This is a genomic window from Pseudomonas sp. DY-1 (assembly GCF_003626975.1).
Taxonomy (GTDB): Bacteria; Pseudomonadota; Gammaproteobacteria; order Pseudomonadales; family Pseudomonadaceae; genus Metapseudomonas.
Genome location: NZ_CP032616.1, coordinates 753,269 through 767,454 on the forward strand (window position 1 = coordinate 753,269; position 14,186 = coordinate 767,454).

Here is a 14,186-nt window from a genome sequence, read left to right on the forward strand (position 1 = left end):
TGCAGTGAGGAATAAGAAGATGGATAACGAATCAGCCGTTCAATCGCTTACCGACGTGATGGCAAAGTTCACCGCCTATATCGGCAAGCGCCTGCCGAAGGACGTCAAGGAAAAGACCGCAAAATTGCGCGCCGCGGAGACCAATTCCCTGGCCATCGAGATCTACGATTCGATGGCCGAGAACCAGGACTACGCGGACAAGCTCGACCGCCCGAGCTGCCAGGATACTGGTGTCATCCAGTACTTCATTGCCGCCGGCGCCCGGTTCCCGCTGTTGGGTGAACTCGAAAACATCCTGCAGAACGCGACCCTGGAAGCCACCAAGAAGGGACCGCTGCGGCACAACGCCGTGGAGACCTTCGACGAGAAGAACACCGGCACCAACACCGGTTCGAAGATCCCGTGGCTGGACTGGGAAATCATCCCCGACGCCGACTATGCGCTGATCGACGTCTACATGGCCGGCGGCGGCTGCACCTTGCCGGGTTCGGCCAAGGTGCTGATGCCCGGACAGGGCTACGAAGGGGTGACCGAGTTCGTCTTCGACGTGATCACCTCGCGCGGCGTGAACGCCTGCCCGCCGCTACTGGTCGGCGTCGGCGTGTCCACTTCGGTGGAAACCGCGGCGCGCCTGTCCAAGCGGGCCATCCTGCGTCCGGTGGACTCCTCCCACCCGAACGCGAACGCCGCGATGATGGAAAGGCTCCTCGAGGAGGGCCTCAACGAGATCGGCATTGGTCCGCAGGGGTTGACCGGCAACAGCAGCGTAATGGGCGTCAACATCGAATCCTCGGCGCGTCACCCGTCGACCATTGGCGTGGCCGTCTCCACCGGTTGCTGGGCGCACCGTCGCGGCAAGATCCGCATCAATGCCGACCTGTCCTACGACATCCTCTCCCACGAAGGAGTAGTACTGTGAAAAAAGTCCTCTCGACCCCGATCAAGGATGAAGACCTCGCGGCCCTCAACGTCGGCGACGTGGTCTACCTGACCGGCCAGCTGGTGACCTGCCGCGACGTGGCGCACCGCCGACTGATCGAGCTCAAGCGCGAACTGCCGGTCGACCTGCGCGGCGGGGCGATCTTCCACGCCGGTCCCATCGTCCGCAAGAAGGACGACGGCAGTTTCGAAATGGTGTCCATCGGACCGACCACCAGCATGCGCATGGAGAAGTTCGAACGTCAGTTCATCGAGGAAACCGGCGTCAAGCTGATCATCGGCAAGGGCGGCATGGGCCCGGAAACCACCGCCGGCTGCCTGGAGAACAAGGCTGTGCATGCGGTATTCCCCGGCGGTTGCGCGGTTCTTGCCGCGACCAAGGTGGAGGAAATCGAACGCGCGGAGTGGCAGGACCTGGGCATGCCGGAAACCCTCTGGGTGAACCGGGTCCGCGAGTTCGGCCCGCTGATCATCTCCATCGATACCAAGGGCAACAACCTGTTCGAGCAGAACAAAGCGCGCTTCAACGAACGCAAGGGCGCTGTCATCGAGAAGATCAACAGCCAGGTGCGCTTCATCAAGTGACCTGGCCAGCGATCACGGCAGGGAAGCCGTGATCGCCCCCTTGCGGTGCAAGACGTGCTCCTTGCTCCCGTCTCCCGGACATGCCTCCCGGACATGCCTCCCGGCGGGTTTCCGCCATCTTCTGTCCGGGTAGTGGCGTTCTTTCCCCACTCCATCGCCGGGAATTCCCACCAGGTTCCCGAAATAGACGCACCACGAGCGTCGGGTACAGGTCTTGCAATCATGAACGGCAAAGACCAGACAACGACTCAAGGGATAAGACCATGCAGAAAGCCTGTCACCATGAGCTGCGCAACGCCTTCCGTGCCCTGCTTGCCAGTCCAGCCTGTTACCACACCGCATCGGTGTTCGATCCCTTGTCGGCACGCATCGCCGCGGACCTCGGTTTCGAGGTCGGCATCCTTGGCGGTTCGGTCGCATCCCTGCAGGTGCTCGCCGCACCGGACATCGCCCTGATCACCCTCAGCGAGTTCGCCGAGCAGGCCACTCGCATCGGCAGGGTGGCCCGCCTGCCAGTTATCGCCGACGCCGACCACGGCTATGGCAACGCGCTCAACGCGATGCGTACGGTGATTGAACTGGAGCGCGCCGGCGTCGCCGCGCTGACCCTCGAAGACACCCTGTTGCCGGCACAATTCGGCCGCAAGTCCTATGACCTGATCAGCGTCGAAGAGGGAATCGGCAAGCTGCGCGCAGCCCAGGAAGTCCGCGACGACCGCGCGCTGGCGATCATCGCCCGCACTCACGCCGGCGTGCAGCCGTTGGCCGACGTCATCCACCGCACCCGCGCTTACCAGGGCGCCGGCGCCGATGGCATTTGCCTGGTCGGTGTGAAGGACTTCGCTCATCTCGAGGCCATCGCCGAAGACCTGCGTGTGCCGCTGATGCTGGTCACCTACGGCAACCCGGAACTGCGCGACGACAGCCGACTGGCCGAGCTGGGTGTGCGCATCGTGGTGGACGGTCACGGTGCCTACTTCGCAGCGGTCAAAGCCACCTACGACAGCCTGCGCGAGCAGCGTGGCATCCCAATCGGCAACGGCCTCAATGCCTCGGAATTGGTAACCCGGTACACCTGCCCCGACGACTACATCGCCTGGGCGCGGGAGTTCATGAACGTCAAGGAATGATGCTGCAGCCTGACTGGCGATTGACATCGCCTCCACAGGCAATCTCGGCTCAGATCCGCAGGATGGGTTGAGGTACGAAACCCATGCGGACCATGGTTGATGGTTTCTCACGTCCAACCCCGCCGCGCAGGGCCACGGATGCAGCGGCTGCATTCACGGCGATACCTCCTCATGCGTGTCCTCGTAACGAATTCAGAACCGCGTACAGCTTCTCCCGCACGGCTTCTGTGAACTGACTCGGTGGCCTAACGGCATTGGCTGGCAATGACTCTTCGCAAAAAATCGCAAATTCCTCCGCGATCTGTTCGCACAAGTTGCGCAGCTTTTCGGGCGTATCCCAGAGCGTTGGGTCTACGGCCGGCAGCACTATCATCTTGTGGCTGGCGAGGCTCTCGAACTGGAGGTTGATCGCCCCATCCTCCTGCCGTGTCACGATGCAGTGAAATCCCGGCATCAATTCTTCGAAAAGCACTTCAATGCCCCGATTTTCGCTGGTGATGTTCATCGTGGGTTCTCCTCGACCCGGAAGGTGATCAGCGATCGCCGAGAGGGCAGGTCAGCAGTCGGGTGAACTGAACACCGGGCACCCATATTCATCGATGTGCAGCAGCTTGCTGAGCGCATCCTGGGCAGCCAGTGCCCCATCGGACCTGCGCTTGAAGTGAGTGCGGTAATAGACCTGGTGGAGTTGGGGTTCGATATCGGGGTGATGCAGCTTGATGGCGATGAATGCCGGGACGTGATCACCGTTGAGGCGGGTTTCGGTCCAGGCAGCATGCCCGGGGAAGTCTCGTCGGTTCATGGCGGCCTCCTGCTGGGGTGCAACTCAGACATTGCGGATGTCAAATATGAACCAGCAACCAGAATCCGGGATGAGGTATCGATGAATGGCGTGCCCTGGTACTCAGGCAGACGAACGGTCCGAAATTTACGGGAACGGCTGTCCATTACTACGTTGTCTAAGTATCCGTTTTGTCAGGCCGCTGGATAACACCGGAGGCACCATGAAGCGCCTGCTTCAACAACGACTTCAAGATCAAGTGGATTCAGTCCTTCCCGGCTTCGAGGTCCTGTGCGAGTTCGGCCTGGGCCAGGTCATCGAGATCCGCCTGCGGCGAATCAAGTCGCACGAGTCGATACGCATAACGGGCGTACAGCTGGCCGACCTCCGTGGACCGGGCGCGCTTGATAGGACGGTCGAGCAGCTCCTGTTCGAGATTCAGGCAATTGTCGGCAATCTGCCTGCCCAGGACCCTGTAAGGACGGGGTAACGTGAAGCCCGGCGAGCAGGCCCTCATCGGCTCGTGACGACCTCCGCCTGATTTCAGAGGAGACGCAGCATGGACCGATTCACCGGCGGCTGCCTCTGCGGCAACGTCCGAATCGTGGCGTCGGGGCGCCCGTACCGGGTTGGCCTTTGTCACTGCCTCGACTGCCGCAAGCATCACGGGGCTCTTTTCAACGCCTGCGCGGTGTTTCCTCAGGATGCCGTGACGATCGAGGGCGAAACTCAAGACTACGCTGGTCGATTTTTCTGTCCCCGCTGCGGCTCGTCCGTTTTCGCCCGTACCGCAGACGAAATCGAAGTGAACCTCGGCGCCCTGGATGCTCCAGGCCAACTGATGCCGACCTACGAAAGCTGGGTTGTGCGTCGCGAGTCCTGGTTGCCGCCGTTCCCGCTCGCAAGGCGCTACGAGCATGATCGTGATTCGACGGGGCGCCTTGAGGGGTAGGCAGGAACGTTGCGTTCGAGCAGACGAGTCAGCCGATGGCCTTGGCCATTTCAGTGGTGGCGGCCCAGCCCAGCTCTTCATAGACCGGCTTGCCTGCATCGGTCGCGTGCAGCACGGCGAAGCTCAATCCGCGCTGGGCGAACTCCGCTTCCGCCAACTTCATCAGGGACGAAGCCAGGCCGCGGCGCCGATAGGCAGGTTCGACGAACACATTCAGCACATAGCCGCGCTGGTCCAGGTTCGGATGGGCCGGGTGGGGTGGCCAGTCGATACTCATGAGGCCTATCGCCGCCACGGGCTGTCCACCGTCCATCAATGCAAAACCATAGTAACGGCCATCGACCAGGCGCTGATGTAACCAGGGGCGGAAGTGCTCGGTCATCACCCGCAACTCCGGAGGAACTCCGCCTGCCTCGAGGAACATGGTTTCGCGATGCCGGCAGATCATCGGAAGGTCATCCGGCTCCAGCCGACGCACCTTAAAACCTGAAAAGTCGATGTCATCGAGCATCTCTTTCATCGCCTGGAACCGTTCGGAGTGGTCGATGCTAAGGCGGTGACAAGGTGCGTGATAGGTGCAGATCCAAACGAAATTCGCCATACAGAAATTCGATTCAGCCGCGCGAAGGGACGCCCTCAACCGGCTTGCTGCTTGCCATGCAGATCCACTCGTTCCTGGCTTGCCGCAGATCCTCCAGCCCGTGCAGCAGATCGGTTGTGCTCAACAGCGACATGGCATCGCGCAGATGTTGCAGGCCGAGCGCCTGGCCGCTTTTGCAGGCTTGCCATTGCTGTTCGGCGGCCTGGCGAGGATCGTCGAATTGCGTACCGAGTTGGGCAATGCCATTTCGCAGCGTCAGTGGCTTCAGCTTTGACAAGAACCCTGGAAAGTCTGCGAGAAATTGCTCGATGAATCGGCGCAACTCCTCTGGTGGGGTAGAAGGCGACTGGAGCCCGAAGAGGATGCCGGGCCGTCCACCGACGCGCCGATAGCCTGACAGGACGCCATAGCCCAGTTGCAGCTCGGTGCGCATGCGCTGAAAGAAGGCGGGCTCGATCAGCTGCGCAAGTGCACGCCAGATGGCCTCGGTGAGCGTGTCCTCACCGGGTTGGGCACAGAACAGCAGGAGTGCGTGTTGCGGGTCGGCCGTTTCGAATCGAGTCCAGGGCAGTTCGGCGGGGTTTCGTCCATTCGAAGGCAGGGGACCGAATGCCCGGCCGGGTAGCGCACGGGTCTGAGCGACTACCTGAGCCTGGGTCCGGGCATCCAGCCCGAATGCGAGGCCATCCCAGTTGGCCGATCGCCAGAAGTCATCCCAGGCGGACTCCAGCGCTTCAGCGGAAAATGGCTCGCAATCCGCCTCTGCGCCCTGATCCAGGCGGTAGAACATTTGCTGGATGAGGATGCCGCTGGATTGCCTCGCGCGGGACGATACGGACGGCGGCGTCGGCATGACCTCGAGTTGTTCGAGTGCCGCCTGCAGTGCTGATGGAATCACGCGAGCGATTCCAATGAATGCAATCTCCCAATCCGTTTGCAGATGGGTCAGGCGGATTTCCAGACCGGCTTGCCGCGCTTCATCAATCATAGCGGCCAGCTTCGTGCGCAACATGGCAAACAAACGGTGCTGCGTGGGTCTGGCCGAGGCTGCGCGCCAACGCAGGAAGAGGGCGCCCTGGCCACTGGGGCTGGGTGGTTCGGGGGCAAGCTGCAGACCCCCAGGGTGAGGTGGTTGGTCGGGTGCAACGTCAGGCCATCGCTCCTCGCCCAGGAAGCGGTTTGTGGGCGGGAGTTGCCAATGTTGGGGCGCGGGCGAGCTGGCCGCGCGTGGATGGCCGCCGCGCAGATGCACCAGCTGCGCAGGCTGCAGTTGGGCCAGCACGGCGGGGAGGGCGGCAAGCATTTTTCGGCCTGATCCGGGCCATTGCCGGTCGTTGCACAACCAGTGTCGGGCCAGTGCCAATGGCCGCATGGTTTCCAGCTGGCGCAGTTGCACGCGAGCGTACTCGTCATGCAAGGCGTCCTTGTCCTGCACGCCGGCAAAGAACTCCAGCCAGCTGAACAGCAGGGCGATGGCATCCGGCTGATCGGCAGATGGCGGGCAGGCCAGTTGCAGGTCGAGTTGAAGGATGGCCTGCCGTTCTCCGACCTTGGACAGCTTGATGTTCAGCCGCTCTGCGATCCCTGCGTCGCGGAGATGGCCGAACCAGCTGCCAGGCCCCTCGTGGGCCAGCCAGAAGGCGATGAAGTCGAGGGTCAGTTCGGCGTCTCGCGGCAGGCTGTCGAGGACGAAGGCCAGGCTCAGCTCGGAATCGGAGGGCGCGGGCGCAAGGCCGTTCCGAAGGGGGAAGAGGGCGGGCGGAGACGCTCGTCTCAGCAGCGGGGCGCTGCCGAGCTGTGCTGCATGGCGCTGCGCCAGCCAGTGCAGTTCATGGAGCGGCTGCGGGCCCGCCAGCACCAGGGTCTTCTGGCCGGTTCGATAGAACTGGCGGTGGTGTTCGTGCAGTGCTGCCTGGAAGGCCGGCTGGCGAATCGGCAGGCTGTAGCGATTGCCGGCATGGAAGCGGGCGCAAGGATGGTTCCGCGGCAGACTGGCCGCCAGTGGCAGGGCGCTACGCCCGTCGGCGTGTGTCCAGGCGAGGAACTCGGCATGCAGCACCTCGCGCTCCCTTTCCTGGCTCTGCAGCGCTAACGATGGCGCGGCGATCATGTCGCATAGGCGCGCCAAGCCGCCGTCGAAGGCGCTGCGCGGCAGCTCGAAGAAAAAGTCGGTATGACGTTCGCGGGTGGTCGCGTTGACGTCGCCGCCCTGGGCCAGGACGAATGGAATCAGGCCCTGTCCCAAGGGGAAGCTGGCACTGCCGAGGAAGACCAGGTGTTCGAGGAAGTGCGCCAGGCCGGGAAAGGCCTGGGGAGCATCATGGCTGCCCGCATGTATCCGCAGGGCCGCAGCGGCCCTGCCTAGGCCAGGCTGGTGGAGCAGGACCAGTTCCAGGCCATTGTCCAGGCGGGTGCGCAAGGGGCTGGGTCCGGGGGCGGCGAGTCGGCTGTTCATGATCTCAGCGGCTCGTCGCGATGAGCCGGGCATTCTTCTCGTTGCGATAGGTCAGTTGTTCCGGCGGCTTGGCGGCATGCTCCGCTTCTTCCCGGGCCGCCAGTATCTGGCCGTGGTGTGCCGACTTGGCGCAGACCGGGTCGGCGTTGCTGGCGTCGCCGGTGAGCAGGAAGGCCTGGCAGCGGCAACCGCCGAAGTCCTTTTCCTTCTCGTCGCAGGAGCGGCACGGCTCGGGCATCCAGTCGTAGCCACGGAAACGGTTGAAACCGAAGGACTCGTACCAGATATGCCGCAGCGAGTGCTCGCGCACATTCGGGAACTGCACCGGCAACTGGCGGGCGCTGTGGCACGGCAGCGCGGTGCCATCCGGGGTGATGTCGAGGAACAGGCTGCCCCAGCCGTTCATGCAGGCCTTGGGGCGTTCCTCGTAGTAGTCCGGGGTGACGAAGATCAGCTTGCACGGGTGCTTCTCGGCGGCGAGCTTGTCCCGGTACTCATTGGTGATGCGCTCGGCCCGTTCCAGCTGGGCGCGGGTCGGCAGCAACCCGGCGCGGTTCAGCTCGGCCCAGCCGTAGAACTGGCAGGTGGCGAGTTCGACGAAGTCCGCCTCCAGCTCCAGGCACAGTTCGATGATCCGTTCGATGCTGTCGATGTTGTGCCGGTGGATGACGAAGTTCAGCACCATCGGGTAGCCCTGGGCCTTCACCGCGCGGGCCATGGCCAGCTTCTGGGCGAAGGCCTTGCGCGAGCCGGCCAGCAGGTTGTTCACCTCCTCGTCGGCGGCCTGGAAGCTGACCTGGATATGGTCCAGCCCGGCGTCCTTGAAGGCGGCAATGCGCGCCTCAGTGAGGCCGATGCCGGAGGTGATCAGGTTGGTGTAGTAGCCCAGCTCCCGCGCGGCGTGGATCAACTCTTCCAGGTCCTGGCGCACCAGCGGCTCGCCACCGGAGAAGCCGAGTTGCGCCGCGCCCAGCTCACGGCCCTGGCGGAACACCTCGATCCACTGGGCGGTCGTCAGTTCCTCGCCCTGTTTCGCGAAGTCCAGGGGGTTCGAGCAGTACGGGCACTGCAGCGGGCAGCGATACGTCAGCTCGGCCAGCAGCCAGAGCGGCAGGCCGATATTGTGCTCAGCGGAGCTGGATCCAGAACTTTTCACTGGCGACCTCCATGAACTGCACGACGTCATCCGCCAGGTCCGGCGCATCCGGATACTGTGCGCTCAGGTTGCGAATGATCGAGTCGACATCGCGTTGACCGTCGATCTGCGTGGCAATGGCACCGGCACTTTCGTTGAGGCGGATCATCCCTTCCGGGTAAAGCAGCACATGGCAGTTCTGCGCCGGCTCCCACTGCAAACGATAGCCACGGCGAAACTGCGGGATCTGATGGATATCGAACTCGCTCACAGGGCAATCCCCCGGTGCCAGACCCGCTCACGGGTCACCGTGTGGTAAGGCGGACGGTCCAGTTCGTAGGCCATGCTCATCGCATCGAGCATGCTCCAGAGCACGTCCAGCTTGAATTGCAGGATCTCCAGCATGCGTTGCTGGGCTTCCCAGGTGCGGTAATGCTCGAGGGTGATGCGCAGGCCGTGCTCGACATCGCGACGCGCCTCCTTCAGGCGCTTTCTGAAGTAGTCGTAGCCAGTCGGGTCGATCCAGGGATAGTGCTGCGGCCAGCTGTCCAGCCGCGACTGGTGGATCTGCGGCGCGAACAGCTCGGTCAGCGAACTGCTGGCCGCTTCCTGCCAATTGGCGCGACGGGCGAAGTTGACGTAGGCGTCCACCGCGAAACGCACCCCCGGCAACACCAGCTCCTGGGACAGCACCTGCCCGCGGTCGAGGCCCACCGCCTCGGCCAGGCGCAGCCAGGCCTCGATGCCACCTTCCTCGCCGGGCGCGCCATCGTGGTCCTGGATGCGCTGGATCCATTCGCGGCGGGTATCGCGGTCCGGGCAGTTGGCCATGATGGCGGCGTCCTTCAGCGGGATGCACACCTGGTAGTAGAAGCGGTTGGCCACCCAGCCCTGGATCTGCGCGCGGCTCGCACGGCCTTCGTACATCGCCCGGTGGTACGGGTGGTGGATGTGGTAACAGGCACCCTTGGCGCGCAGGGCCTGCTCGAACTCGGCGGGGCTCATGGCTGGCTGGTTCATCTCGGGCTCCCTTACAACTCGATGCTCATGCCGTCCCAGGCCACTTCGATGCCGTGGCGGCCCAGTTCAGCGCGCTCGCGGGAATCGACGTCGAGGATCGGGTTGGTGTTGTTGATGTGAATGAGCACCTTGCGCGGGCCCGAAATTCCGTCGAGCACTTCGATCATGCCGCCCGGGCCGCTCTGTGGCAGGTGGCCCATCTCGCTGCCGAGCTTGTCGCCGACCTCGCAATGGCGCATTTCGTCGTCACGCCACAGCGTGCCGTCCACCAGCAGGCAGTCGGCGCGGCGCATCCAGCCGAGCAGTGTCTCATCCACCTGGCCCAGGCCCGGGGCGTAGAACAGGCTGCCGCCGCTCGCCAGGTCCTCAATGAACAGGCCGATGTTGTCGCCGGGGTGCGGGTTGCCGCGATGCGGCGAGTACGGCGGCGCACTGCTGCGCAGGGGGATGGCGGTGAACTTCAGGCCAGTACAGGCGGGAATCTCGAACACCGGACTGGCCAGGTCGATGGGGTGCCACGCCAGCCCGCCGTTCCAGTGCTGGAGCATGGTGAAGAGCGGGAAGCCGGTGCTGAGGTCCTGGTGGACCATCTCAGTGCACCAGACCTGGTGCGGACAGCCCTCGCGCAAGCTGAGCAGGCCAGTGACGTGATCGATCTGGCTGTCCATCAGGATGATCGCGGCAATGCCCGTGTCGCGCACACGGCGCGCCGGCTGCAGCGGCGGGAAGGCCTCCAGCTGGGCACGGATATCAGGCGAGGCGTTGCACAGCACCCAGTCGACGCCATTGGCGCTGAGGGCGATGGAGGACTGGCTGCGCGGCTGCGCCCGGACCTTGCCGCTGCGCACGCCACGGCAGTTGTGGCAATTGCAGTTCCACTGGGGGAAACCACCACCGGCGGCCGAGCCGAGAATCTGGATATGCATGGCGAATACGACCTGCCTTGGAATCCTGCAGGAAAAAGGACCCCGGTAAACCGGGGTCAAGCAAGGACGCTGTGCCGGTGGAGGCCAGCTCAGCGCCGTGGAGCATCAGCGGTTGGCGAAGTACAGGGTCACTTCAAAGCCAATGCGCATGTCGGTGTAGCTGGGTTTGGTCCACATGGGTCGAATCCTCTCTTTTGTTATTGCGTGGGGTGAATCGACGAAATCTTCGTCTGTGCTGGCCAGGCAAGGCGGTGCGGTCGCGGCCGCCTTGCCTGGTCCGATCACGGTTTTTCTTTCGCAGCGGTCGACTGCTGCTCCTTCGTGTAGTCCGCGTACTCGCGACTCATGACGTAGGCCTTGATTTTTTCGACCTCGTCCGCCGTCAAAGTGTCCCCGAAGGATGGCATGCCCAGAGGACGCAGCACGCCTTCCCGGACGATCTGCTGGAACAGGCTGCGGCGCGACTCGTCGGATTTGCGCAGGTCAGGCACCAGCCCGCCGCTCATCGCCCCGACGCCATGGCACACGGAGCAGTAGCTGCCGTACAACTGCTGGCCAGCTTTAAGGTCGGCTTCACTGGCGTGGACCGGTTGCGGGATGCGGGTGAGGGCGGCGACTTGTTTCTCCGGAAGCGGCGGCAGGCTGGCCTTGCCGTCCAGCTTGAACACCAGCAGGCGGCTGACGTTGCCGACGCCCGGCGCTTTCGCCGCATCGCCGCCAATCAGCGGGGCGACACCGCCCCAGCCGGCCATGATCGCCACGTACTGTTCGCCCTTGTAGCTGTAGGTCATGGGCGCGGCGACGATGCCGGTCTGGGCGGCGAAGGACCAGAGCTGCTTGCCCTTGTCGGCCGAGTAGGCCACCAGGTTGCCGGCGGCCGTGCCCTGGAACACCAGGTTACCCGCGGTGCTCAGGGTGCCGCCGTTCCAGTAGTGCGGGTAGGGCACGCGCCAGGCTTCCTTCTGCTTCACCGGGTCCCAGGCCAGCAGCGCACCGGACACCGCCTCGCGCGGAATCTCGGTGGCGTCGGAGAAACCGGCACCGGTGTTGAAACCCTTGCGGCGAACGAAGTCCTTGCCTTCGTTGCGGTAGACGCCTGGGATTTCCTGGTAGGGGATGTACACCAGTCCGGTCTGCGGGTTGTAGGACATCGAGTGCCAGCTGTGGGCGCCGAACGGGCTCGGCCACATCACCACGGGCTCTTTCTCGTAGCGCGCACCCGGTACCTCCACCGGACGGCCGGTCGCCAGGTCGACGCGCTCGGCCCAGGTCACCTTGCCGAACTTCTCGGCGGACAGGAGCTTGCCGGTTTCGCGATCGAGCACGTAGAAGAAACCGTTCTTCGGCGCCTGCATGATCACCTTGCGGGGCTTGCCGTCGAGCTCCAGGGTCGCCAGGGTGAGTTGCTGGGTCGCGGTGAAGTCCCAGGTCTCGCCCGGGGTGGTCTGGTAGTGCCAGGCCAGTTTGCCGGTGTCCGGGTCCACGGCGAGGATCGACGACAGGTAGAGGTTGTCGCCACCGCCAGGGCTGCGCAGTTCTCGGTTCCACGGCGAGCCGTTGCCGGTGCCGATGTAGAGCAGCTCCAGGTCGGGGTCGTAGGCCATGCCGTCCCAGACGGTGCCACCACCGCCGCCTTTCCAGTACTCGTCGCCTTTCCAGGTCTTGGCTGCTTCGGCCAGCTCCGGATGCTCGTAGGGCTTGGCCGGGTCGCCGGGCACGGTGTAGAAGCGCCAGGCCATCTTGCCGGTCTCGGCGTCGTAGGCGGAGAAGTAGCCGCGCACGCCATACTCCGCGCCGCTGGTGCCGATGATCACCTTGCCCTTCACCACGCGCGGCGCGCCGGTGATGGTGTAGGGCTTGCTGTTGTCGGTGGTCTGCTGGCTCCAGACTTCCCGGCCGGTCTTGGCGTCCAAGGCGATCAGGCGGCCATCGAGAGTGCCGATGTAGATCTTGCCATTCCACAGCGCGACGCCGCGGTTGACGGCATCGCAGCAAGCGTCGCGGGCCTTGCCGCGTTCGATCTGCGGATCGAAGGTCCAGAGGACCTTGCCAGTGGCCACGTCGACGGCGATGGCGCGGCTCCAGGAAAGCGAGGCGTAGAGCACGCCGTCGGAGAACAGCGGGGTCGCTTCCAGTCCACGGTGGTTATCGAGGTCGATGTACCAGGAGAGGCCGAGCTTGCCGACGTTGTCGGCAGTGATCTGCTTCAGGGGGCTGAAGCGCTGTTCGTCATAGGTACGACCGTGGCTGAGCCATTCGCTGCCATCTTTCTCGCTGGCGAGAATGGCGGCCTGGTCGACGGGAGCCGCGTAGGCGGCTGGCCCCAGCAGGGCGACGAGCAGGGCGGCGGCGAGGCGGGTACGGTTTCTGTGCATGGGCTGCGTGTTGGACATTTACGCAGGACTCCTTGATGTGCTTGTTATGGGCGGAGTGCTTTCGCTCATCCGATATGAATCAGGCGGTCGGCTGGCGAAAGGTCAGAACACCTGCAGCAGTCGCAGGTTGATGCGGTTGTCTTCCTCGAACCCGTTCTCGACGGACAGGTCCTGCCCGTAGGTCGCCAGCACCTGGGTGGTGGGCGTGATGAAGTAGGAGGCGCCGATGTTGTATTTGCTGGTATCGGGTTCGTCGTTCAGATCGATGCCGTCGACTTCGTTTTCCCCGCCCCAGGTCCTGGATATGCCTGCACGGATATCGAAGCGCTCAGTGAAGTTGTAGCGCAGGAAAGCCTGGCCCTGATAAAGCTCCGACTGCTTGCGTGTCACGCTGTCCGGACCGTAGTCGTCGTTGTCGCCGAAGAAGGTCACGTCGCCCACCAGATCAAGGGTTAGCTTGTCGGTGAGGCCGGTGATGTAGCCGGCCTGGAGGGTGAACTTCCAGCGGTTCTCGCCGAGGTTTATCGGCTGGTCGTTGTCGTAGCTGCCGGTCGGCGCAAAGATGAACGGCGTGATACCGAAGTAGCGACGCTTGGCCGGGTCGTTCACCAGCCAGATGGTGGACGCGAGGATCAGGTCGCCGGTGCCGCTATCGCTCCCCAGGCCCTTGAGATCGTCCTTGGCACGCAGATTGCCAAAGGGCAGGAGAAACTGCGGATCGATGATGTAGTCGCCGAGCTTCATGAAGTGCACACCCCGGAGGATGCCCACGTCCGAATCCAGGCCTGCGTCGATGGGAGCCTTGTGGCCGTTGGCGTACAGCGCGTTGCGTTCGGCGTGTTGGTAATACAGCAGGCCGAGGTTGGTGCCTTCGGGCAAGGCCGTGTAGTCGCCTGCATCCACATCCAAAGCGTGGGCGGCAGGGGTGAATCCGGCTGCGAGACCGAGGCTGGTGGTCAGGGCCAGGGCCCTGGAAACAGCGGTCTTGTGCGTGCTGCTGGAACAGGCGAGACGAGCTTTACCGCTCTTCGTCATGACATCACCTTTTATTGTTTTTGTTTATCATTGATTGCTGTTCTCTGGCCTTTACTTGAAAGAACAACCAGAAACGCATCAGCTGTTCAGCAGGACCTGTGCCATATTGTTTTAAGTTCTAATTAGTGCTTGAAAATCAATGGCTTGTATAAAAATGCAATTGGCGGTTGGAAGTTCCAGGAAGGTTGCACCGTCTCGCTGTCTCACTCTGAGCCAGTTGCAGGGCGGCAATGCTGTACCGGTCTGATACAA

At 63.4% G+C, this 14,186-nt stretch carries 16 protein-coding genes; 5 read left to right on the forward strand and 11 right to left on the reverse strand.

Features of this window, described 5'->3' with window-relative positions:
- Nucleotides 1-19 precede the first annotated feature (19 nt).
- From ttdA to D6Z43_RS03825, 3 genes are all read left to right on the forward strand, one after another.
- Nucleotides 20-919: a L(+)-tartrate dehydratase subunit alpha gene (gene ttdA, locus D6Z43_RS03815; RefSeq protein ID WP_120650580.1), complete on the forward strand. Its 900-nt coding sequence runs from the start codon at nucleotides 20-22 to the stop codon at nucleotides 917-919.
- Nucleotides 916-1,524, forward strand: a complete 609-nt coding sequence (ttdB, locus tag D6Z43_RS03820; protein WP_120650582.1) for a L(+)-tartrate dehydratase subunit beta — start codon at nucleotides 916-918, stop codon at nucleotides 1,522-1,524. The genes ttdA and ttdB overlap by 4 nt, the downstream gene beginning before the upstream one ends.
- 263 nt (nucleotides 1,525-1,787) lie before the next feature.
- Nucleotides 1,788-2,654: an oxaloacetate decarboxylase gene (locus D6Z43_RS03825; protein ID WP_120650584.1), complete on the forward strand. Its 867-nt coding sequence runs from the start codon at nucleotides 1,788-1,790 to the stop codon at nucleotides 2,652-2,654.
- A gap of 169 nt (nucleotides 2,655-2,823) precedes the next feature.
- Here D6Z43_RS03825 and D6Z43_RS03830 read toward each other — a convergent pair whose 3' ends face one another.
- Together D6Z43_RS03830 and D6Z43_RS03835 are read right to left on the reverse strand one after the other, a co-directional pair.
- Nucleotides 2,824-3,159 (reverse strand): hypothetical protein, encoded by a 336-nt coding sequence (locus D6Z43_RS03830; RefSeq protein ID WP_120650586.1) that lies wholly within the window; start codon nucleotides 3,157-3,159, stop codon nucleotides 2,824-2,826.
- Between the two features lie 51 nt (nucleotides 3,160-3,210).
- Complete coding sequence (locus D6Z43_RS03835) at nucleotides 3,211-3,456, reverse strand: hypothetical protein (RefSeq protein WP_120650587.1); 246 nt, start codon at nucleotides 3,454-3,456, stop codon at nucleotides 3,211-3,213.
- Between the two features lie 202 nt (nucleotides 3,457-3,658).
- On the opposite strand from D6Z43_RS03835, the gene D6Z43_RS03840 reads away from it, so the two are divergent.
- Entirely contained in the window at nucleotides 3,659-3,925 is a 267-nt protein-coding gene (locus D6Z43_RS03840) for a hypothetical protein (RefSeq protein ID WP_120650589.1), read from the forward strand.
- Between the two features lie 69 nt (nucleotides 3,926-3,994).
- Nucleotides 3,995-4,387 carry a GFA family protein gene (locus D6Z43_RS03845; RefSeq protein WP_120650591.1) on the forward strand — a complete coding sequence of 131 codons (393 nt, stop codon included), beginning with the start codon at nucleotides 3,995-3,997 and terminating at the stop codon, nucleotides 4,385-4,387.
- A gap of 28 nt (nucleotides 4,388-4,415) precedes the next feature.
- Here D6Z43_RS03845 and D6Z43_RS03850 read toward each other — a convergent pair whose 3' ends face one another.
- From D6Z43_RS03850 to D6Z43_RS03890, 9 genes are all read right to left on the reverse strand, one after another.
- Nucleotides 4,416-4,907, reverse strand: a complete 492-nt coding sequence (locus tag D6Z43_RS03850; protein WP_120655175.1) for a GNAT family N-acetyltransferase — start codon at nucleotides 4,905-4,907, stop codon at nucleotides 4,416-4,418.
- A 94-nt stretch (nucleotides 4,908-5,001) separates the two neighbouring features.
- The gene (pqqF, locus tag D6Z43_RS03855; protein WP_162945797.1) at nucleotides 5,002-7,443 is read right to left on the reverse strand and encodes a pyrroloquinoline quinone biosynthesis protein PqqF; all 2,442 of its coding nucleotides are present in this window, start codon (nucleotides 7,441-7,443) and stop codon (nucleotides 5,002-5,004) included.
- A 4-nt stretch (nucleotides 7,444-7,447) separates the two neighbouring features.
- A complete protein-coding gene (pqqE, locus tag D6Z43_RS03860) occupies nucleotides 7,448-8,599 on the reverse strand; it encodes a pyrroloquinoline quinone biosynthesis protein PqqE (protein ID WP_120650595.1) in 1,152 nt (383 codons plus the stop codon).
- Entirely contained in the window at nucleotides 8,571-8,849 is a 279-nt protein-coding gene (gene pqqD, locus D6Z43_RS03865; RefSeq protein ID WP_120650597.1) for a pyrroloquinoline quinone biosynthesis peptide chaperone PqqD, read from the reverse strand. Before pqqD ends, pqqE begins: the two co-directional genes overlap by 29 nt.
- Nucleotides 8,846-9,598 carry a pyrroloquinoline-quinone synthase PqqC gene (gene pqqC / locus D6Z43_RS03870; RefSeq protein WP_120650599.1) on the reverse strand — a complete coding sequence of 251 codons (753 nt, stop codon included), beginning with the start codon at nucleotides 9,596-9,598 and terminating at the stop codon, nucleotides 8,846-8,848. Before pqqC ends, pqqD begins: the two co-directional genes overlap by 4 nt.
- An 11-nt stretch (nucleotides 9,599-9,609) precedes the next feature.
- Nucleotides 9,610-10,524 carry a pyrroloquinoline quinone biosynthesis protein PqqB gene (gene pqqB, locus D6Z43_RS03875; RefSeq protein ID WP_120650601.1) on the reverse strand — a complete coding sequence of 305 codons (915 nt, stop codon included), beginning with the start codon at nucleotides 10,522-10,524 and terminating at the stop codon, nucleotides 9,610-9,612.
- Between the two features lie 105 nt (nucleotides 10,525-10,629).
- Nucleotides 10,630-10,701, reverse strand: coding sequence for a pyrroloquinoline quinone precursor peptide PqqA (pqqA, locus tag D6Z43_RS03880; protein ID WP_120655176.1), 72 nt, complete (start codon nucleotides 10,699-10,701; stop codon nucleotides 10,630-10,632).
- A gap of 104 nt (nucleotides 10,702-10,805) precedes the next feature.
- The gene (locus D6Z43_RS03885; protein WP_256660941.1) at nucleotides 10,806-12,917 is read right to left on the reverse strand and encodes a PQQ-dependent dehydrogenase, methanol/ethanol family; all 2,112 of its coding nucleotides are present in this window, start codon (nucleotides 12,915-12,917) and stop codon (nucleotides 10,806-10,808) included.
- Nucleotides 12,918-13,001: 84 nt separating this feature from the next.
- Complete coding sequence (locus D6Z43_RS03890; RefSeq protein ID WP_120650603.1) at nucleotides 13,002-13,934, reverse strand: transporter; 933 nt, start codon at nucleotides 13,932-13,934, stop codon at nucleotides 13,002-13,004.
- Nucleotides 13,935-14,186 lie beyond the last annotated feature (252 nt).